Source organism: Micromonospora tulbaghiae (assembly GCF_900091605.1).
In the GTDB taxonomy this organism is placed as follows: Bacteria; Actinomycetota; Actinomycetes; order Mycobacteriales; family Micromonosporaceae; genus Micromonospora; species Micromonospora tulbaghiae.
In genome coordinates this window covers 262,178-282,184 of sequence record NZ_FMCQ01000003.1, presented here as the reverse complement: position 1 = coordinate 282,184, position 20,007 = coordinate 262,178, and the positions used below count along the sequence as shown (strand labels likewise).

Annotated in this window: 18 protein-coding genes; 9 read left to right on the top strand and 9 right to left on the bottom strand. The window is 74.3% G+C overall.

Annotation, left to right across the window (positions count from 1 at the left end):
• Positions 1-10: 10 nt before the first annotated feature.
• Genes hutU through hutH form a run of 5 tightly spaced genes read left to right on the top strand, consistent with a single transcriptional unit; the run spans position 11 to position 6,924 of the window.
• Entirely contained in the window at positions 11-1,666 is a 1,656-nt protein-coding gene (hutU, locus tag GA0070562_RS10225; protein WP_091419088.1) for a urocanate hydratase, read from the top strand.
• Positions 1,663-2,862 carry an allantoate amidohydrolase gene (locus GA0070562_RS10220; protein WP_091419085.1) on the top strand — a complete coding sequence of 400 codons (1,200 nt, stop codon included), beginning with the start codon at positions 1,663-1,665 and terminating at the stop codon, positions 2,860-2,862. The genes hutU and GA0070562_RS10220 overlap by 4 nt, the downstream gene beginning before the upstream one ends.
• Entirely contained in the window at positions 2,859-4,223 is a 1,365-nt protein-coding gene (locus GA0070562_RS10215) for a formimidoylglutamate deiminase (protein WP_175438716.1), read from the top strand. Before GA0070562_RS10220 ends, GA0070562_RS10215 begins: the two co-directional genes overlap by 4 nt.
• Entirely contained in the window at positions 4,220-5,389 is a 1,170-nt protein-coding gene (gene hutI, locus GA0070562_RS10210) for an imidazolonepropionase (protein WP_091419081.1), read from the top strand. Before GA0070562_RS10215 ends, hutI begins: the two co-directional genes overlap by 4 nt.
• A complete protein-coding gene (hutH, locus tag GA0070562_RS10205; RefSeq protein ID WP_091419079.1) occupies positions 5,386-6,924 on the top strand; it encodes a histidine ammonia-lyase in 1,539 nt (512 codons plus the stop codon). The genes hutI and hutH overlap by 4 nt, the downstream gene beginning before the upstream one ends.
• A gap of 59 nt (positions 6,925-6,983) precedes the next feature.
• On the opposite strand, the gene rdgB is transcribed toward hutH, so the two are convergent.
• From rdgB to GA0070562_RS10160, 9 genes are all read right to left on the bottom strand, one after another.
• Positions 6,984-7,598 carry an RdgB/HAM1 family non-canonical purine NTP pyrophosphatase gene (gene rdgB / locus GA0070562_RS10200; protein ID WP_091419077.1) on the bottom strand — a complete coding sequence of 205 codons (615 nt, stop codon included), beginning with the start codon at positions 7,596-7,598 and terminating at the stop codon, positions 6,984-6,986.
• Positions 7,595-8,320, bottom strand: a complete 726-nt coding sequence (rph, locus tag GA0070562_RS10195) for a ribonuclease PH (protein ID WP_091419074.1) — start codon at positions 8,318-8,320, stop codon at positions 7,595-7,597. The genes rdgB and rph overlap by 4 nt, the downstream gene beginning before the upstream one ends.
• 73 nt (positions 8,321-8,393) lie before the next feature.
• Entirely contained in the window at positions 8,394-9,140 is a 747-nt protein-coding gene (locus GA0070562_RS10190; protein ID WP_091419070.1) for an MBL fold metallo-hydrolase, read from the bottom strand.
• A 224-nt stretch (positions 9,141-9,364) separates the two neighbouring features.
• Positions 9,365-10,330 (bottom strand): PLP-dependent cysteine synthase family protein, encoded by a 966-nt coding sequence (locus GA0070562_RS10185; protein WP_091419067.1) that lies wholly within the window; start codon positions 10,328-10,330, stop codon positions 9,365-9,367.
• Between the two features lie 11 nt (positions 10,331-10,341).
• Positions 10,342-10,680, bottom strand: coding sequence for a MoaD family protein (locus GA0070562_RS10180; protein WP_091419065.1), 339 nt, complete (start codon positions 10,678-10,680; stop codon positions 10,342-10,344).
• 67 nt (positions 10,681-10,747) lie between these two features.
• Positions 10,748-11,236, bottom strand: coding sequence for a M67 family metallopeptidase (locus GA0070562_RS10175; protein ID WP_091419062.1), 489 nt, complete (start codon positions 11,234-11,236; stop codon positions 10,748-10,750).
• A gap of 55 nt (positions 11,237-11,291) precedes the next feature.
• Positions 11,292-11,795, bottom strand: a complete 504-nt coding sequence (locus GA0070562_RS10170) for a DUF2017 domain-containing protein (protein ID WP_013284356.1) — start codon at positions 11,793-11,795, stop codon at positions 11,292-11,294.
• Entirely contained in the window at positions 11,792-12,082 is a 291-nt protein-coding gene (gene clpS / locus GA0070562_RS10165; RefSeq protein WP_018786685.1) for an ATP-dependent Clp protease adapter ClpS, read from the bottom strand. The genes GA0070562_RS10170 and clpS overlap by 4 nt, the downstream gene beginning before the upstream one ends.
• Positions 12,083-12,197: 115 nt before the next feature.
• Positions 12,198-13,739 carry a P-loop NTPase family protein gene (locus GA0070562_RS10160; protein WP_091419060.1) on the bottom strand — a complete coding sequence of 514 codons (1,542 nt, stop codon included), beginning with the start codon at positions 13,737-13,739 and terminating at the stop codon, positions 12,198-12,200.
• A 192-nt stretch (positions 13,740-13,931) separates the two neighbouring features.
• Here GA0070562_RS10160 and GA0070562_RS10155 point away from each other — a divergent pair, with 192 nt between their 5' ends.
• From GA0070562_RS10155 to GA0070562_RS10140, 4 genes are read left to right on the top strand one after another with little or no spacing between them, the layout of a single operon-like run.
• Entirely contained in the window at positions 13,932-16,604 is a 2,673-nt protein-coding gene (locus GA0070562_RS10155) for a LuxR family transcriptional regulator (RefSeq protein WP_091419057.1), read from the top strand.
• A gap of 16 nt (positions 16,605-16,620) precedes the next feature.
• Positions 16,621-17,907: a nicotinate phosphoribosyltransferase gene (locus GA0070562_RS10150; protein ID WP_091419054.1), complete on the top strand. Its 1,287-nt coding sequence runs from the start codon at positions 16,621-16,623 to the stop codon at positions 17,905-17,907.
• A 15-nt stretch (positions 17,908-17,922) separates the two neighbouring features.
• On the top strand, positions 17,923-18,504 hold the full coding sequence (locus GA0070562_RS10145; RefSeq protein ID WP_091419051.1) for an isochorismatase family protein: 582 nt from the start codon (positions 17,923-17,925) through the stop codon (positions 18,502-18,504).
• 39 nt (positions 18,505-18,543) lie between these two features.
• On the top strand, positions 18,544-19,785 hold the full coding sequence (locus GA0070562_RS10140) for an MFS transporter (protein ID WP_091419049.1): 1,242 nt from the start codon (positions 18,544-18,546) through the stop codon (positions 19,783-19,785).
• Positions 19,786-20,007: the final 222 nt, after the last annotated feature.

Here is a 20,007-nt window from a genome sequence, read left to right as displayed (position 1 = left end):
GGAGTACGAGATGCACCAGCCCGTCCGCGCCGCCCGCGGCACCGCACGCACCGCGAAGGGGTGGCCGCAGGAGGCCGCCCTGCGGATGCTGATGAACAATCTCGACCCGGAGGTGGCCGAGCGCCCCGAGGACCTGGTGGTCTACGGGGGCACCGGCAAGGCGGCCCGGGACTGGCCGTCGTACCACGCGCTCGTGCGGACGCTGACCGACCTGCGCGACGACGAGACGATGCTCGTGCAGTCGGGTCGCCCGGTCGGCGTGATGCGCACCCACGAGTGGGCGCCGCGCGTGCTGCTCGCCAACTCCAACCTGGTCGGCGACTGGGCCACCTGGCCGGAGTTCCGCCGCCTGGAGTCGCTGGGCCTGACCATGTACGGGCAGATGACCGCCGGCTCCTGGATCTACATCGGCACCCAGGGCATCCTCCAGGGCACGTACGAGACGTTCGCCGCGGTGGCGGCCAAGCGCTTCGAGAGCACGCTCGCCGGCACGCTGACGCTCACCGCCGGGTGCGGCGGCATGGGCGGGGCGCAGCCGCTCGCGGTCACCATGAACGGCGGCGTCTGCCTGATCGTGGACGTGGACCGGTCCCGGCTGGAGCGGCGGGCGCACGACCGCTACCTGGACGAGATCGCCGACTCGCTCGACGACGCGGTCGAGCGGGCCCTCGCGGCGAAGCGGGACCGGCGCGCGCTCAGCGTCGGGGTGGTCGGCAACGCCGCCACCGTCTTCCCCGAGCTGCTGCGCCGGGGCGTGGCCATCGACATCGTGACCGACCAGACCAGCGCGCACGACCCGCTGTCGTACCTGCCGGAGGGCGTGGACCCGGCCGACGCGCGGGACTACGCGGCGGCCAAGCCGACCGAGTTCACCGACCGGGCGCGGGCGTCGATGGCGAAGCACGTGGAGGCGATGGTCGGCTTCCTGGACGCCGGCGCGGAGGTCTTCGACTACGGCAACTCGATCCGGGGCGAGGCCAAGCTCGGCGGGTACGAGCGGGCGTTCGACTTCCCCGGGTTCGTGCCCGCGTACATCCGGCCGCTGTTCTGTGAGGGCAAGGGCCCGTTCCGCTGGGCCGCGCTCTCCGGCGACCCGAAGGACATCGCGGCCACCGACCGGGCCATCCTCGACCTGTTCCCGGAGAACGAGTCCCTCGCCCGGTGGATCCGGATGGCCGGCGAGCGGGTCGCGTTCCAGGGCCTGCCGGCGCGGATCTGCTGGCTCGGCTACGGCGAGCGCGACCGGGCCGGGGTGCGGTTCAACGAGATGGTGGCGTCGGGCGAGCTGAGCGCGCCGGTGGTGATCGGCCGGGACCACCTGGACTGCGGCAGCGTGGCCAGCCCCTACCGGGAGACCGAGGCGATGGCCGACGGCTCCGACGCGATCGCGGACTGGCCGCTGCTGAACGCGCTGGTGAACACCGCGAGCGGCGCGTCGTGGGTGTCCATCCACCACGGCGGCGGCGTGGGGATCGGCCGGTCCATCCACGCCGGCCAGGTCTGCGTCGCCGACGGCACCGCGCTGGCCGGGCAGAAGATCGAGCGGGTGCTCACCAACGACCCGGCGATGGGCGTGATCCGGCACGTCGACGCCGGCTACGACGACGCCCGCGAGGTAGCCGAGCGCACCGGCGTCCGCGTCCCCATGACCGAGGGCAACCTGTGACCGACCTGGCGGCACGGTTCCGGGAGCTGTGGGACGAGATCGCCCCGGTCGGGCGGGACGCCGGCAGCGGCGGCTACCTGCGCTACGCGCTCACCGAGCCGGAGCTGGCGCTGCGCGCCTGGTTCCGGGAGCAGGCCGACCGGCGGGGCATGCCGGTGTCTCAGGACGGCAACGGCAACCTGTTCGCCTGGTGGGGCGACCCGGCGGCCGGCGAGGCGGTGCTCACCGGCAGCCACTTCGACTCGGTGCCGCACGGCGGCGCGTACGACGGTCCGCTCGGCATCGTCAGCGCGTTCCTCGCCGTGGACGAGCTGCGGGCAGCGGGCGTCACCCCGGACCGGCCGGTGGTGGTGGCCGCGTTCGTGGAGGAGGAGGGCGCGCGGTTCGGCGTACCCTGCCTGGGGTCGAGGCTGCTCACCGGCGAGATCGACGTCGACCGCGCGGCCGGGCTGCCCGACCAGGCCGGGACGACCTTCGCCGAGGCGCTGGGCGAGCGGCCGGCGGGCGCCGACCCGGCGCTGCTCGGCCGCTTCGCGGCCTTCGTGGAGCTGCACGTCGAGCAGGGCCGCGCGCTCGTCGACCTGGACGCGCCGGTCGCGGTGGGGTCGGCGATCTGGCCGCACGGCCGGTGGCGGTTCGACTTCACCGGCGAGGGCAACCACGCGGGTACGACCCGGATGGCCGACCGCCGCGACCCGATGCTCACCTACGCGTTCACCGTGCTGGCGGCGAACAAGGAGGCCCGGCTGCGCGACGCGCACGCCACTGTGGGCCGGGTGTCGGTCGAGCCGAACGCCACGAACGCGATTCCGTCCCGGGTCACCGGCTGGCTGGACGCGCGGGCGGCCGAGGCGGAGACGCTGTACGGTCTGGTCGAGGCGGTACGCACCAAGGCCGCCGACCGGGCCGGCCGCGACGGGACCGCGCTGACCTGCACCCAGGAGTCGGCGACCCCGCTCGTCGCGTTCGACCACGGGCTCGCCGGCCGGCTGGCCGCGCTGCTCGGCGCGCCGGTGCTGCCCACCGGCGCCGGGCACGACGCGGGCGTGCTGGCGGCGCACCTGCCCACCGCGATGCTGTTCGTGCGCAACCCGACCGGGGTGTCGCACTCCCCCGCCGAGGCGGCCACCGACGCCGACTGCGCCGCCGGGGTGGCCGCCCTGGCCCGGGTGCTGGAGGAGCTGGCATGCCGCTGACCCGCTGGCTGGCCGAGTACGCCTGGCTGCCCGACCGCGCCGAGCCCACCCGGGACGTGCTGATCGAGGCGACCGACGGGCGGCTCACCGCGGTCACCCCGCTGACCGTGGACGGGCCGCCGACCGCCGGGGTCGAGGTGCTCGCCGACGCGGTCCGGCTGCCCGGGCTGACGCTGCCCGGCCTGGCCAACGCCCACTCGCACGCGTTCCACCGGGCGCTGCGCGGGCGCACCCACGACGGGCGCGGCGACTTCTGGTCCTGGCGCAGCCTGATGTACGCCGTCGCGATCCGGCTCGACCCGGACACCTACCTGGCGTTGGCCCGCGCCGTGTACGCGGAGATGGCGCTGGCCGGGATCACCTGCGTGGGTGAGTTCCACTACCTGCACCACGGTCCCGGCGGCACCCCGTACGACGACCCGAACGCCATGTCCGCCGCACTCGTGGAGGCCGCCGCGCACGCCGGGATCCGGCTCACGCTGCTGGACACCGCGTACCTGGCGGGGGGCGTGGACGGCGCGCCGCTGGCCGGGCCGCAACGCCGGTTCGGCGACGGCGACGCGCTGCGCTGGGCGCAGCGGGTGGACGAGTTCCGCCCGTCCGACGAGCACGTCCGGCTCGGCGCGGCCATCCACTCGGTGCGCGCGGTCCCGGCCGAGCAGCTCGCCACGGTGGCCGGCTGGGCCGACCGCAACGGGCTGCCGATGCACGTGCACCTGTCCGAGCAGCCGGCCGAGAACGACGCCTGCCGGGCCGTGCACGGGTGCACCCCGACCCGGCTGCTGGCCGACCACGGCGTGCTCGGCCCGCACACCACAGCCGTGCACGCCACCCACCCGACCGCCGCCGACGTGGCGTTGCTCGGCGACAGCCGCACCCGCGTCTGCCTCTGCCCCACCACCGAACGCGACCTGGCCGACGGGATCGGCCCGGTGCGCCGGATGGCCGACGCGGGCAGCCCGCTCAGCCTCGGCAGCGACAGTCACGCCGTGGTGGACCTGTTCGAGGAGGCCCGCGCGGTCGAGATGGACGAGCGGCTGCGTACCCGCCGGCGGGGGCACTTCAAGCCGGTCGAGCTGGTCACGGCCGCCACCGTCGGCGGGCACGCCGCGCTGGGCTGGGGCGACGCCGGCCGGCTCGCGGTCGGGCAGCGCGCGGACCTGGTCACCGTACGGCTGGACAGCGCACGCACCGCCGGGGTGCCGCCGGTCGGCGCGTTCTTCGCCGCCACCGCCGCCGACGTGACCAGCGTCGTGGTCGACGGCCGGCCCGTGGTGGACGGCGGCCGGCACCTGACCGTGGACGTGCCCACCGAGCTGCGGGACGCGATCGCGGCGGTGACCGCGAAGGAGGACTCGTGACGCGCGGCAGCCTGCTCGTCGACCACATCGGCGAGCTGGTCACCAACGACGGCCGCGACGGTGACCCGCTCGGTATCCGGCGCGACGCCGCCCTGCTCGTGGAGGACGGCGAGGTGGCCTGGACCGGTCCGGCCCGGCACGCGCCCGCCGCCGACCGGCGGATCGACGCCGGTGGCGCGGCCGTGCTGCCCGGCTTCGTGGACAGCCACGCCCACCTGGTCTTCGCCGGGAACCGGGCGGCCGAGTTCGCCGCCCGGATGGCCGGCGAGCGCTACACCGGCGGCGGCATCCGCACCACAGTCGGCGCCACCCGCGCCGCCTCCGACGACGACCTGCGCGCCACAGTGGGCCGGCTGCGCGCGGAGATGCTGCGGCAGGGCACCACCACCGTCGAGATCAAGAGCGGGTACGGCCTCAACGTCGCCGACGAGGCCCGCTCGCTGCGGATCGCCGCCGAGTTCACCGACGACACCACGTTCCTCGGCGCGCACGTCGTCCCGGCCGAGTACGCCGACCGCCCGGACGACTACGTGGGCCTGGTGTGCGGGCCGATGCTCGCCGCCGCCGCGCCGTACGCCCGCTGGATCGACGTGTTCTGCGAGCGGGGCGCGTTCGACGCCGACCACGCGCGGGCGATCCTCGCCTGCGGGCAGGCTGCCGGTCTGGGCGTACGGCTGCACGCCAACCAGCTCGGCCCCGGGCCGGGTGTGCGGCTCGGCGTGGAGCTGGGGGCGGCCAGCGTCGACCACTGCACCCACCTGGCCGACGCCGACGTCGACGCGCTGGCCGGGTCGGAGACGGTCGCCACGCTGCTACCAGGCGCCGAGTTCTCCACCCGGTCGCCGTACCCGGACGCCCGGCGGCTGCTCGACGCGGGCGTGACGGTGGCGCTGGCCACCGACTGCAACCCCGGTTCGTCGTACACGTCGTCGATGCCGTTCTGCGTCGCGCTCGCCGTACGCGAGATGCGGATGACCCCGGCGGAGGCCGTGTGGGCCGCGACCGCCGGTGGGGCGGCGGCGCTGCGTCGCACCGACGTGGGCCGGCTGACCCCCGGGGCGCGGGCCGACCTGATCATCCTCGACGCCCCGTCCCACCTGCACCTGGCCTACCGGCCGGGCGTGCCACTGATCCGCCAGGTCCTGCACAACGGAGTACCGCGATGACCACCGTGACCATCCTGTCCACCGGCGTCACAGCCGCCGACGTGCTCGCGGTGGCCCGCGGCACCGCAAAGGTCGTGCTGGACCCGGCCGCCACCGAGGCGATGGCGACCTCCCGATCCATCGTGGACGGCATCGAGGCGGCCGGCCGGCCGGTGTACGGCGTCTCCACCGGCTTCGGCGCGCTGGCGAACACGTTCGTCGCCCCGGAGCGCCGGGCCGAGCTTCAGCACGCGCTGATCCGCTCGCACGCGGCCGGGGTGGGCGCGCCGATGCCCCGCGAGGTGGTGCGGGCCATGATGCTGCTGCGGGTCCGGTCGCTGGCGCTCGGCCGCTCCGGGGTCCGCCCGCTGGTCGCCGAGGCGCTCGTGGACCTGCTCAACCACGAGGTCACCCCGTGGGTGCCCGAGCACGGCTCACTCGGCGCCTCCGGCGACCTGGCGCCGCTGGCACACTGCGCGCTGGTGCTGCTCGGCGAGGGCTGGGTGCTCGGCCCGGCCGGTGACCGCATCCCGGCAGCGGACGCGCTGCGCCGGGTCGGGCTGAAGCCGGTGTCGCTGGCCGCCAAGGAGGGGCTGGCGCTGATCAACGGCACCGACGGCATGCTCGGCATGCTGCTGCTCGCCGTCTCCGACGCCCGGCACCTGTTCGCCATGGCGGACGTGACGGCGGCGCTGGCCATCGAGGCGATGCTCGGCTCGGAGCGGCCGTTCCTGCCGGAGCTGCACGCGATCCGCCCGCATCCCGGCCAGGCCGCGTCGGCGGCGAACATCCACCGGCTGTTGCAGGGCTCGGCGGTGATGGACTCGCACCGCGACGACCTGGCACACGCGGTGCAGGACGCGTACTCGATGCGCTGCGCGCCGCAGGTGGCCGGCGCGGCCCGGGACACGCTCGACTTCGTCGAGGTGGTGGCCGGCCGGGAGCTGCTGTCCGTTGTGGACAATCCGGTGGTGCTGCCGGACGGGCGGGTCGAGTCGACAGGCAACTTCCACGGCGCGCCGCTCGGCTTCGCCGCCGACTACCTGGCCATCGCCGCCGCCGAGGTGGGCGCGATCGCCGAGCGCCGGGTCGACCGGCTGCTGGACGTCACCCGTTCCCGTGAGCTGCCCGCGTTCCTGTCCCCCGACGCCGGTGTGAACTCGGGCCTGATGATCGCCCAGTACACCGCCGCCGGGATCGTGGCCGAGAACCGCCGGCTCGCCGCCCCCGCCTCCATCGACTCGCTGCCGACCAGCGGCATGCAGGAGGACCACGTCTCGATGGGCTGGGCGGCCACCAAGAAGCTGCGCACGGTGCTGGACAACCTGACCAGCCTGCTCGCGGTGGAGCTGCTGGCGGCCGTACGCGGGCTCCAGCTCCGCGCGCCGCTGACCCCGTCGCCGGCCGGGCGGGCGGCGCTCGACGCGCTCGGCGGCACCATCGGCGAGCCCGGACCGGACGTGTTCCTCGCGCCGCTGATGGAGGCGGCGCGCGAGGTGGTAGGCGGCCCGGAGCTGCGCGCGGCGGTCGAACGGGAGATCGGCCCGCTCGCCTGAGCGGGCCGGTCCGGCCGCTCCGGCCCGGCGCTGCGGCCGGGCGCCCGGGCGGGAGCGGATCAGGCGGGTGGGAGCACCTTCGCGACCAGCTTGGCCAGGTCCCGCAGCGCCTTGCCGCGGTGGCTGACCGCGTCCTTCTCCTCGGGCGTCAGCTCCGCGTTCGTCCGCTCCTGCCCGTCGCCCAGGAAGATCGGGTCGTAGCCGAAGCCGCCATCGCCGCGCGGCGCGCGCAGCAGCCGGCCGGACTGACGGCCGTCGACCAGGTGCTCCTTGCCGCCGGGCAGTACCAGCGCGACGGTGCACACGAACGCCGCGCCCCGGTGCTCGTCCGGCACGTCGCCGACCTGGTCCAGCACGAGCTGAAGGTTGGCCCGGTCGTCGCCGTGCCGGCCGGACCAGCGCGCGCTGAACACGCCGGGCATGCCGTTGAGCGCGTCCACCGCCAGCCCGGAGTCGTCGGCGATGGTCGGCAGGCCGGTACGCCGGCAGCCCTCCCGCGCCTTGATCAGCGCGTTCTCACCGAACGTGAGGCCGGTCTCCGGCAGCTCCGGGTACTCCTCCACGTCGTCGAGCCCGAGCAGGGCGATCCGGTGCGCGCCGAGCGCGCCGTCCAGGATGCGCTGCAGCTCGACCAGCTTCTTCCGGTTCCGGGTGGCGAGCAGGACCTTGTTCACGAGAGCGCCTTCCGCTGCGCGTCGGCCAGTTCCAGGCAGCCCGCCACGCCCAGGTCGAGCAGCGCGTCGAGCTGGTCGCGGGCGAAGACGCCCGCCTCGCCCGTACCCTGCACCTCGACGAAGTCGCCGGTGCCGGTGCAGACCACGTTCATGTCGACCTCGGCGGTGACGTCCTCGGCGTAGCAGAGGTCGAGCATCGCCTCGCCGCCGATCACCCCGACGCTCACCGCTGCCACCGAGCGGTGCATCACCTTCTCCACCTTGCCGGCCAGCGCCTTGCGCTCCGCCAGCCACGTCACCGCGTCGTGCAGCGCGACGTACGCGCCGGTGATCGCGGCGGTACGGGTGCCGCCGTCGGCCTGGAGCACGTCGCAGTCCAGCACGATCGAGTTCTCGCCGAGCGCCTTGAGGTCGACGCAGGCGCGCAGGCTGCGGCCGATCAGCCGGGAGATCTCGTGCGTACGCCCGCCGACCTTGCCGCGCACGCTCTCCCGGTCCGAGCGGGTGTTCGTGGCTCGCGGCAGCATCGCGTACTCGGCAGTCACCCAGCCCAGCCCGGAGCCCTTGCGCCAGCGGGGCACACCCTCGGTGACGCTCGCCGTGCAGAGAACCCGGGTCGCGCCGAACTCGACGAGCACCGAGCCCTCCGGGTGGGTGCTCCAGCCCCGGGTCAGGGTCACCGGTCGGAGTTGGTCGGGCTGCCGCCCGTCAGGTCGCGCCATGCCTGCACCCTATGCGGTGCGGTGATCGCACCGCCCGCGGGTGCCCGCCGACACGGCCCGGCCGCCGCCGGGCTCAGACGTCGTAGCAGGCGCCGGGCCGGACCACGTCCAGCGGCCCGGCGTACGCCCCGGCCGCCGCCTCCACGGTCTGCGACTCGCTGCCCCAGGCCGGTACGAGGTGGGTGAGCAGGAGCCGTCCCACGCCCGCCTTGGTGGCCGCCTCGCCGGCCTCCCGGCCGGTCAGGTGCAGATCCGGCGGGTTCTCCACGCCGTCCATGTAGCTCGCCTCGCAGAGGAACACGTCGGCGTCCTGGGCCAGGCGCAGCAGCGCCTCGCAGGGTGCGGTGTCGGCGGAGTAGCAGAACACCCGGCCGCCGTGCTCCAGCCGCACCCCGTACGTCTCGACCGGGTGGTTCATCCGGTCGACGGTGACGGTGAACGGGCCGATCGGGAACGTGCCCGGCTGGAGGCCGTAGAACTGGTAGACGTCCTCCACCGAGCCCTCCTCCTGCCCGTACGCGGTGGCCAGCCGCTCGGGCGCGCCGGAGGGGGCGTACATCGGCAGGGGCGGGTACGGGCCGTCCGGCGCGTACCGGCGTACCACCACGTAGGACACGGCGTCGAACATGTGGTCGCAGTGCAGGTGGGTGAGGAGGATGGCGTCGGGCGTGTGCAGCCCGACGTAGCGCTGGAGCGTGGAGAGCGACCCCACCCCGAAGTCGATCAGAAGCCGGAAGCCCTCGGCTTCCATGAGATAGGCCGAACAGGGGGATTCGGGCCCCGGGAAGCTGCCCGCGCAGCCGAGGACGGTCAGTCTCATCCGGTGGCCTCGATCTCACGATGAGTAGTCGATGCGCCGGCGGCGGCACCGCCGATGATCTCTACCGACGCGCTCGCCACGCTGCGCAGCCTACGCGTCGCCCCGGTCGGGCAAGAATCATCTGCCGGAAGTTGTCATCAACGTGACACCCATACACGTCCGCTCCGGACGAGACGGCGGTCCGGCCGGCGGGCACGCCACCGACCGGACCGGCCATCGGTCCGTCAGGCCCAGAGCTGACCCTCCAGGGCCTCCTCCGCGTCGGCGAGGGTGCCGCCGTACGCGCCGGTCGACAGGTATTTCCAGCCGCCGTCGCAGACCACGAACGCGACGTCCGCGCGGCGGCCGTCGCGGACCGCCTCGTGCGCCACCGCGAGCGCGGCGTGCAGGATGGCGCCGGTGGAGAACCCGGCGAAGATGCCCTCCACCTCGACGAGCTGCCGGGTACGCAGCACCGCGTCCCGGGTGCCCACCGAGAAGCGGCGGGACAGCACCCCGGCGTCGTAGAGCTCGGGCACGTACCCCTCGTCGATGTTGCGCAGACCGTAGACCAGCTCGCCGTAGCGCGGCTCGGCCGCCACGATCTGGATGCCCTCGACCTTCTCCCGCAGGTAGCGCCCGGTGCCCATGAGCGTGCCGGTGGTGCCCAGCCCGGCCACGAAGTGGGTGATGCCCGGCAGGTCCTGCAGCAGCTCCGGCCCGGTCGTCTCGTAGTGCGCCCGGGCGTTCGCCTCGTTGCCGTACTGGTAGAGCATCACCCAGTCCGGGTGCTCGGCGGAGATCTGCTTCGCGGTCGCGACCGCCTGGTTCGAGCCGCCCGCGGCCGGCGAGAAGATGATCTCCGCGCCGTACATGCGGAGCAGCTGCACCCGCTCGGTGGAGACGTTCTCCGGCATCACGCAGACCAGCCGGTAGCCGCGCAGCTTCGCCACCATGGCCAGCGAGATGCCGGTGTTGCCGCTGGTCGGTTCCAGGATCGTGTCACCCGGACGCAGCCGGCCGGACTCCTCGGCCGCGCGGACCATGAACAGGGCCGCGCGGTCCTTGATGCTGCCGGTCGGGTTCCGGTCCTCCAGCTTGGCCCAGAGCCGCACCGGCGGCGCGCCCTCGGGCACCGTCGGCGAGAGCCGGGGCAACCCGACCAGCGGCGTGCCGCCGCAGGCGTCGAGCAGGCTGTCGTACCGAGCCATCGCGGGCCCCCTCAGCGGGCGGCGCGCGTGGAGACCGCGTGCGAGGCGATCGCCGCGGCGGCCGCGAAGCCGAACGCGCCACCGGCGACGGCCGGCAGGATGGTCACGCTGTCGCCGTCGTTGAGCTTGGCGTCGAGCGCGCCGAGGAAGCGGACGTCCTCGTCGTTGACGTAGACGTTGACGAACCGGTGCAGCGCGCCCGCGTCGGTGACCAGGCGGGCCTTCAGACCGCCGTGCCGGGAGTCCAGGTCGGCGATCAGGTCGGTGAGCGTGTCGCCGCTGCCCTCGACGACCTTCGCGCCGCCGGTGTAGCTGCGCAGGATGGTGGGGATGCGAACCTCGATGGCCATGGTGTCTCGTGCTCCTCGTTCGGGATCGTGCCAGGTGACGGGAAAAGGAAGGTGCCGGCGCTGAGGGTCAGCGGTCGGAACACTCGTAGTCGACCGTCGCCGGGCTCTGCCCGAACATGTAGGACTGGACGGCGTTCGGGTCCACGGCGGCATCCACGATCTCCACCGGTTCCTCGGTGACCACGCCGTCGACGATCCGGAAGGAGCGGATCTCCTCGGTGTCGGGCTCGCGGGTCGAGACGAGCAGGTAGTGCGCGCCCGGCTCGCCGGCGAAGGCGACGTCCGTACGCGACGGGTAGGCCTCCGTCGCGGTGTGCGAGTGGTAGATGACGACCGGTTCCTCGTCACGGTCGTCCATCTCGCGCCACACCCGCAACTGCTCCATCGAGTCGAACTCGTAGAACGTCATGGAACGGGCGGCGTTGTCCATCGGGATGTGCCGGGCCGGGGTGTCGCTGCCGACGGGACCGGCGACGACGCCGCACGCCTCGTCCGGGTGGTCCCGACGCGCGTGGGCGACGATCGCGTCGATGATCGACCGGTCGATGCTCAGCACGCCGCCAAGCCTAGCCCCTGGCCCGGCCAGGCGGCGAGGTGGCGACCGTCACCACTCAGTCGATGAGCGCGTTGAGCAGGGATTCCTGGAGATATCCGAGATAGGCGTAGACCGACAGTTGGAACACCCGGGACGAACCCGGGTCCGCGGCCACCGCGTCGTCGAGTTCCTCGCCCAGGTCGGTGCCGTCCTTGATCTCCAGGCGTACGCCCATCGCCAGCCGGGCGTCGTTCAGCGCCCGCAGCCACGCCTCGGCCGCCTCGGCGTCCAGCCGCACCTCGCCGCCGGCGTCCCCGTCGGGCAGCGCGGCGAGGACGGCGCCCGCCTGGTCGATCTTGCCGGTCTTCAGGTCGCCCTCGGTGTAGCGGCGGAACTCGGCGGTGCCGGCGTCGTCGTCCGGGTAGACGTCGGGGAAGAGCCGCCCGACCACCGGGTCGCCGTGGTCGAAACCGTCGGTCAGCAGGCCGACCACCTCGTTGGCGACCTTGCGCAGCACCCGGACCTCGTCGACCGCGAACGTGGCCACGTAGTGGTCGCCCCGGCGGCGGAACATGCTCATGACCGGTCCACCGTCGCCCACAGGCCGTACGCGTGCAGTTGCGCCGCGTCGTGCTCCATCCGCTCCCGGGCGCCGCTGGAGACCACGGCCTTGCCCTTGTGGTGCACGTCCAGCATGAGCCGCTCCGCCTTCTCCCGGCTGTACCCGAAGAGCTTCTGGAACACCCAGGTCACATACGTCATCAGGTTGACCGGATCGTCCCAGACGATCGTCACCCATGGCCGGTCGGAGACCGGCACCTCTTCGGTGTCCGGCGTCTCGACCGGCGCAACCTGTGGAGCCGCCATGCCCCCCATCGTGCCACCGGATCCGGGGAACCGATGAACCGGAACGGCGCGCGGGTCGTCGTCACCCGCCCGGGCCGCGTACGCGAGCCCGGTTCGCCGTGTGCCGGCGCCGTGGTCAGGCAAGCAGGATGCCGTGGTCGACCGCATCGGCGAGCACCGCGCCGAGCGAGAGACGGATCACCTCGAAGCGGCGGGACACCTCGCGGGACAGTTCGAGTTCGACCTCGCGCAGCGCGCGCTGAGACCAGGAGCGAGCGGCGTTCGCGTCGTTGTTGCCGGGCGCCCGCCAGTGCTGCCAGCAGCCGCCGTTGAGGGCGACGCCGACCGGTGGGAGCACCTCGTCGCGCTGCGCGCCGGGCAGCCCGGCCAGCGCGTCCAGGGCGCCGGCACCGGTCAGCCCGGCGACCCCGGCCGTGCTGGTCACCAGGAGCACCCGGTCCAGCTCGGGGCCGTCCGGGTGGTCGGCCAGGCCCCAGCGCACCGCGTGGGTGATCCGCCGTCGTACGCCCTCGGCCAGCGGCGCGCCGAACACCCGGGCGGCGGCCTCGTCGACCAGGCCCCGCACGGCCTCGTCGCACTGGGCGGTGGCGAGCAGCGACAACGCCTCCAGCTCCCGGTCGAGCATCTGCGGCAGGCCGGCGCAGCCGACCCCGAAGACGATCTCCTGCACCACCCGCAGGTGGATGTTGGCCAGCTCCAGGGCGAGGTGCTGGCGGATCCGGCGGGCACAGGCGCGGGCCTGACGGTCGATCCGGTCGGCCAGCTCACCCGGCTCGACGCCGCCGAGCACCGGCACCCGGCCGTGCGCGCCGGCCGGCACCGGCGGGCGGTCGCTGCCGCGACGCAGCACCTCGTCGGCGGCCCAGCCCACCAGCGCGCGGCGCAGCTGCGGCAGTTCGGCGCGGCGGGCCGGGAACCACCGGGCCGGGGTGAGCGCCGGCACCGCGGCCAGCAGCGCCGCCCGGTGCGCCTCGATGGAGACCGACACCGGGTCGAGCCGGCGGGCCGACCCGTTCCGGCCGGACGCCGCCCGGTCCTGGGCCCGCGCGCCGTCGCCCGGCGCGGCCGGGCCGGTCACGCCGGGCGTGACGGCGAAGAACACCTCGACCCTGGTACGCGCCACCTCGGCCAGCAGGTGCAGCTCGGCCGCGCTGAACGCCTGGTCGGCGGAGATCACGAAGAGCAGCGCGCCGGCCCGGCCGACGGCGTCGCGCAGCACCCGGCCCCCGGCCACGCCGAGCGTGCCGGTGTCCGGTGTGTCGACCACCGCGAAGTGCCGCAGCAGCGGATCGGGCAGGCTCAGTTCGACCCGGCGCGGCGGCCGGGCCAGCGCCGGGCCGGCGGCGAGCGGGTCGGCGCCGTAGGCGTGCGGCTGGCGGTAGCCCGGGACGTAGGCGGCGCGGGTCGGGGTGGCGGCGTGCTGCACCAGCAGGTTGCTTCCCGGCGGCACGGCGAGCGTCGCGGCCTCGATCCCGAGCAGGCCGGCGATCAGCTCGCGCCGGTTCGCGCCGGCCGGGCCGGCGACGACCACCGCCATCGGCTCGTCCGGCCCGGGCGTCGTCACCCCGAGCCGGGTCGGCAGCGGGGCGCAGCCGGGTGGCTCGGCCTGCCGGCCTGGGTCGGGCACGTCGACCGAAGGGAGCGGACCTGGCGTCATCAGGTGGCCTCCCGGTCGGGCGACCGGGGTGCCGGTCGCGGATTTTCCCTGGGTGCAGGGGCTGCCGGAAGAGTACGGGTGTCGGCCATCCGACAACCAACACAGCCGGTACTCACGGCTAAGGAACAGATTACTCAACTTCACTGCGTGACGGTGCGGACGCGGACGGAACACGGTCGATATGCTGCATTGATGAGTAGGTGGGAGTTCGTCGGCCGTACTGATGAACTCAACCGTCTGTTGTCGGCGGTCGGCGGCCCGGAAGGGCGTGGGTTGCTTTTCAGCGGCGACGCCGGGGTCGGCAAGAGCCGGCTGCTGCGCGAGGGCGTCGCCGCGCTCTCCCCCGAGCGGTACGCGATCTGGTCCATCGCGGCCAGCGCCACCACCGCCGCGTTGCCGTTCGGCGGGCTGGTCCAGGTGCTGCCCGCCACGCAACCGCAGGGCCTCTCCCCCGCCGGGATCCTGCGCTGGGCCATGGACGTGCTCCAGGAACAGGCCGCCGGCCGGCCCATCGTGCTCGCCATCGACGACGCGCATCTGCTCGACCCGCCCTCGGCGGCGCTCGTGCACCTGGTCGCCCGCTCGGAGAACGCGTACGTCATCGGGACGCTGCGCAACGGCGAGCAGGTCCCGCTGCCGATCCGCGCACTCTGGACCGACGACCTGGTCGACCTGGTGGAGCTGGGCCCGCTGTGCCGCAGCGAGACCACCGGGCTGCTCGCCGCCATCCTGGGCGGTCCGGTCGACGCCTGCTCCTCGGACCGGCTGTTCCAGCTCTCCGCGGGCAACCCGCTGCTGCTGCGGGAGCTGGTACTGGCCGCCGACGACGAGCTGAACCGCAGGTACGGGATCTGGACGTGGACCGGCCGGCTGGAGCTGGCGCCCAGCCTCACCGAGCTGATCGGCACCCGGATCGGCCAGCTCACCCCCGGCGTCCGGGCGGTCGTCGAGCTGGTCGCCTTCGGTGAGCCGCTGGGCCTGCAACTGCTGGAACGGGCGGTCGACCCGGCGGACGTGGAGACCGCCGAGGAACGAGGGCTCATCGCGCTGGTCCACGACGACCGGCGGCTCAACGTCCGCCTGGCGCACCCGCTCTACGGCGAGGTGATGCGCCGGCACTGCCCGGTCAGCCGCACCCGCCGGCTCCAGGCCACCCTGGCCGGGCTGCTGGAACAGGTCGGCAAGCGCCGCCGGGAGGATCTGCTGCGCGTCGCGGTGTGGCGGCTCGACTCGGGTACGGCGCAGGACGTGGCCCTGCTGCTCGAAGCGGCGGTGCAGGCGTTCGGCCGGTACGACGTGCCGTTGGCCACCCGGCTGGCCCGGGCCGCGTTGGAGGCCGGCGGCGGCACGGACGCGGCGGAGCTGCTCGCCACCATCCTGATGTTCGGCGACCGGCCGGACGAGGCGCTCGGCGTGCTCGACCAGGTCGCCGGTGAGATCCACGACGACCGGCGGCGCAGCCGGTGGCTGACCGTGCGGGGGATGGTCAGCTACTGGGGGCTCAACCGCGAGTCCACGGTGGAGGAGATCGCCGCGCGCGGCGAGGAGCTGAGCGACCCCGCCGACCGGGCCCGCGTACGCGCGTTCGAGGCCATCATGCGGCTGCACCGGCTCGACGTCGACGTCGCGGTACGGCTGGCCCAGGAGGTGCTGGACCGGCCCGCCGCCCCGATGGCCGCCCGGGAGCTGGCCCGCTGCACGCTCGCCCACCTCCAGGCCGCGCAGGGGCAGTACCAGCTCAGCACCACGGCGATCGCCCGGGTGCAGGCCGAGGCGGCGTGCTGGCGGGCCGACATGCCCTACCTCCAGCTCGCCATGGAACTGGCCCGGGGCACCCGGCTGACGCTCTCCGGCGACCTGCCCGGCATCGACGCGATCGTCGCCGACGAGTTCGCCGACCTGGCCGGGGCCGGCGACTTCCGGCTCGGCACCGGCTACCTGGCCATCCTCCAGGCGTACGCGGCGCGGCTGCGCGGACGCGGCGACGACGCGCTGCGGACCAGCCTGGAGGCGTGCGCGGTGCTCGCCACCAGCCGGGTGTACGCGGGTCTCGCACACGCCGAGCGTGCCCAGGCCGCCGCGCTGCGCGGGGACGCGACGCACGCGGCCGAGGCGATGGCCGAGGCGGACCGGACGCACGCGCCCGGGATGGCCGTGCTCTACCCGTGGCTGGAACAGGCCCGGGGCGCGGTCCAGGCCGCGACGGGTGACCTGCCGGCGGCCACGAAGCACCTGTGCGCGCTCGCCGACCGGCTGCGCGAGGACGGCCTGGCCGGGCACGAGCTGCTCGTCCTGCTCGACCTGGTCCGGCTGGACCAGGCCGCCGCGCCGGTCGGCCCGACCTGCAACGACGGTGGCCGCCGCACCGTGGCGCAACGCCTGGCCGAACTCTCCGAGCAGGTCGACGGCGTGCTGCCGCCGCTGGTCGCCCGGTTCGGCCGGGCCGCCGTCGACGGCGCCCCGGACGCGCTGCTCGCCGTCGCCGACGGCTTCGCCGACCGGGAGCTGACCGTGTACGCGGCCGAGGCGACCGCCCTGGCACTGCACCGGACGCGACACGTCCGGGGCGGCGCCACCGGCCCGATCCGGGAACGCCTGGCCGGTCTGCTGCGCCGCTGCGACGAGATCTCCACCCCGGCGCTGCGGCTGCTCCGCCCGACGCTCAGCGAGCGGGAGTGGGAGATCGCCCGCCTCGCCGCCGACGGCGTGACCAGCCGCACCATCGCTGAACGGCTGTTCCTGTCCACGCGCACGGTGGAGAACCACCTCCAGCGCGTCTACAGCAAACTCGGCGTCGCCGGGCGCGGCGAGTTGCGGGCCGCCCTGCGGTCGATGCCGGGGCACGACGGCACGGACCCGGGCTGAACTCTAGGCTGGAGCGGTGAGCACCCTTCGCCCCGCGCTGCTGACCGACCACTACGAGCTGACCATGGTCAGCGCGGCCCTGCATGACGGCACGGCCGACCGACGCTGCGTCTTCGAGGTGTTCAGCCGGCGGCTGCCGACCGGGCGCCGGTACGGCGTGGTCGCCGGGACCGGCCGGCTGATCGAGATGATCCGCGACTTCCGGTTCGACCCGGCGGAGATCGACTTCCTGCGCCGCACCGGTGTGGTGGACGACCGGGCCGCGCAGTGGCTGGCCGACTACCGCTTCACCGGCGACATCGACGGCTACGCCGAGGGCGAACTGTTCTTCCCCGGCTCCCCGATCCTCACCGTGTCCGGCACGTTCGCCGAGTGCGTGGTGCTGGAGACGCTGGTGCTGTCGGTGCTCAACCACGACTGCGCGGTCGCCGCCGCGGCGGCCCGGATGGTCACCGCGGCCCGCGGCCGGGCGCTGATCGAGATGGGTTCCCGCCGGGCGCACGAGGAGGCCGCCGTCGCGGCGGCGCGGGCCGCTTACCTGGCCGGGTTCCGGTTCACCTCCAACCTGGCCGCCGGCCAGCGCTACGGCATCCCCACCGCGGGCACCGCCGCCCACGCCTTCACGCTGCTGCACGACGACGAGCGGACCGCGTTCGCCTCCCAGGTCGCCACGCTCGGCAAGGACACCACGCTGCTCGTCGACACGTACGACATCGCCCAGGGCATTCGCAACGCCATCGCGGTGGCCGGGCCCGAGCTGCGGGCGGTCCGGATCGACTCCGGCGACCTCGCGGTGATCGCCCAGCAGTCCCGCGAGCTGCTCGACTCGCTCGGCGCCACCGAGACGAAGATCATCGTCTCCGGCGACCTCGACGAGTACGCCATCGCCGCGCTCGCCGCCGAACCGGTCGACATGTACGGCGCCGGCACCGCGGTCGTGACCGGCTCCGGGGCGCCCACCGCCGGCCTGGTCTACAAGCTGGTCGAGGTGGAGGGGCGGCCGGTGGTCAAGCGTTCCGAGCACAAGGCCACCATCGGCGGCCGGAAGGTCGCGGTCCGCCGGCACAAGCCGACCGGCACCGCCACCGAGGAGGTCATCGTGCCGCAGGGCGTGCCGGACCGGCAGCCCAACGACCGGCTGCTCCAGCACTCGTACGTGGTGTCGGGCGAGCCGGAGACGCTGCCCACGCTGGAGGAGTCCCGGGACCACCTGCGCCAGTGCCTGATCTCCATCCCGTGGGAAGGGCTCAAGCTCTCCGCCGGAGATCCGGCCGTACCGGTGACCGTCGTACCCGCGAGCTGAGGAGGAACCCGTCAGATGGCGAACGCCCTGATCATCGTGGACGTGCAGAACGACTTCTGCGAGGGCGGCTCCCTCGCGGTCGGCGGCGGGGCCGGCGTGGCCGCCGGCATCTCCCGGCTGCTCGCCGCCGAGCCGGACCGGTGGGACCACGTCGTCGCGACGAAGGACTACCACGTCGACCCGGGGGCGCACTTCGGCGACCCGCCGGACTACGTCGACTCCTGGCCCCGGCACTGCGTGGTCGGCACCTCCGGTTCCGAGTTCCACCCCGAGCTGGCCACCGACCGCGTGGAGACGATCTTCCACAAGGGCGAGCACGCGGCCGCGTACTCCGGTTTCGAGGGGCACGCCCCCGACGGCGAGTGCCTGGCCGACTGGCTGCGCCGGCACGACGTGGACCGGGTCGACGTGGTCGGCATCGCCACCGACCACTGCGTGCGCGCGACCGCCCTGGACGCCGCCCGGGAGGGCTTCCGGACCACGGTGCTGCTGGACCTGACCGCCGCGGTCGCGCCGGACACGCTCGACGTGGCGCTGCGGGCGCTCGACGGCGCCGGGGTGACCATGGCGGGCGAGCCTGTGATCAGGACCGCTTGACCGGGTAATCGGTTGCGGGTGTCGTACCCCGGCCCCAGGATGGCGCCGGAGGTACGGTCCGTCGTGAATCTGAAGCCTTACCGGGAAGCGCTCGCGCTGCCCGGTCTCCGATCGTTGCTGCTGGTGTCGGTGCTGGCCCGCGTGCCGCTGACCGCCACCGGGGTGACGCTCACCTTCTACGTGGTGCTCGACCTGGGCCGCGGCTACGGCGCCGCCGGCCTGGTCGGCGCCGCGTCCACGATCGGCGCGGCGGTCGGCGCCCCGCTGCTCGGGCGGCTCATCGACCGCCGTGGGCTCCGGCCGGTGCTGGTGCTCACCACCGTCGCCGAGGCGCTGTTCTGGTCCGCCGCGCCCACACTGCCGTACCCGGTGCTGCTGCCCGCCGCGTTCCTCGCCGGGCTGCTCGCCCTGCCCATCTTCTCGATGATCCGCCAGTCGATCGCCGCGCTCGTGCCGGTGGAGAAGCGCCGGCCCGCATACGCGCTGGACTCGATCGCGATGGAGCTGTCGTTCATGGTCGGCCCGGCGCTCGCCGTCGCCCTGGCCACCGCCGTCACGCCGCGCCTGACGCTCTGGGCGGTCGGCGCCGGGATCGTCGGCTCCGGCATCTGCTTCTGGCTGCTCAACCCGCCGGTGCGAGCCGCCGACGAGCAGGCCGGGCCGCAACGCCCGGTGCACCGCCGCGAATGGCTCACCCCGCGTCTGCTCGCCGTGCTGGCGGTCAGCCTCGCCGGCACGCTGGTGCTCGGCGGCACCGACGTCGCAGTGGTCGCCGTGCTCCGCGCCGGAGGCGAGATCGGCTGGACCGGCGCCGTGCTGGCCGCCTGGGCGGTCGCCTCACTGATGGGCGGCTTCGCCTACGGCGCGGTACGCCGCTCGTTCTCCCCGCTGGCGCTGATGGCGGCGCTGAGCCTCGCCACCATCCCGGTCGGGCTGGGCGGGTCGCACTGGTGGCTGCTCTGTCTCGCGCTGATCCCGGCCGGTGCGCTCTGCGCCCCCACCCTCGCGTCCACCTCCGACGCGGTCAGCCGGCTGGCCCCGCCCTCGGTCCGGGGCCTGGCCATGGGCCTGCACGGCTCCGCGGTGACGGTGGGCATCGCGCTCGGCGCACCGCTGGCCGGCGCGGTGATCGACGCGACGGCACCGGTGTGGGGCTTCGTGGTCACGGGCGCGATCGGCGCGCTGGTGGCGCTGGCGGTGCTCCCGATCGAGCTGCGCCACCGCCGCACTCCGGTCCCCACCCCGACTCCGGAACCCGACCTGGCCCCCGCCCCCTCGTAGCCCTCCCCTCCACCCCTCCCGGAGTTGACCAAGGAGTTCGCGTCCCATCAGCGGCGTGAACCGCCCCAAACCCCTTGATCACTGGGCATGGCAGGGCACTCGGGCCGGTCCCGGGCGTGATCAAGGAGTTTGTGTCCCCGCCAGCGCGGCCAACGGCCACAAACTCCTTGATCACCGCTATCAGGGCGGGGCTCGGGCGGGCGCGCCAGGCGTGATCAAGGA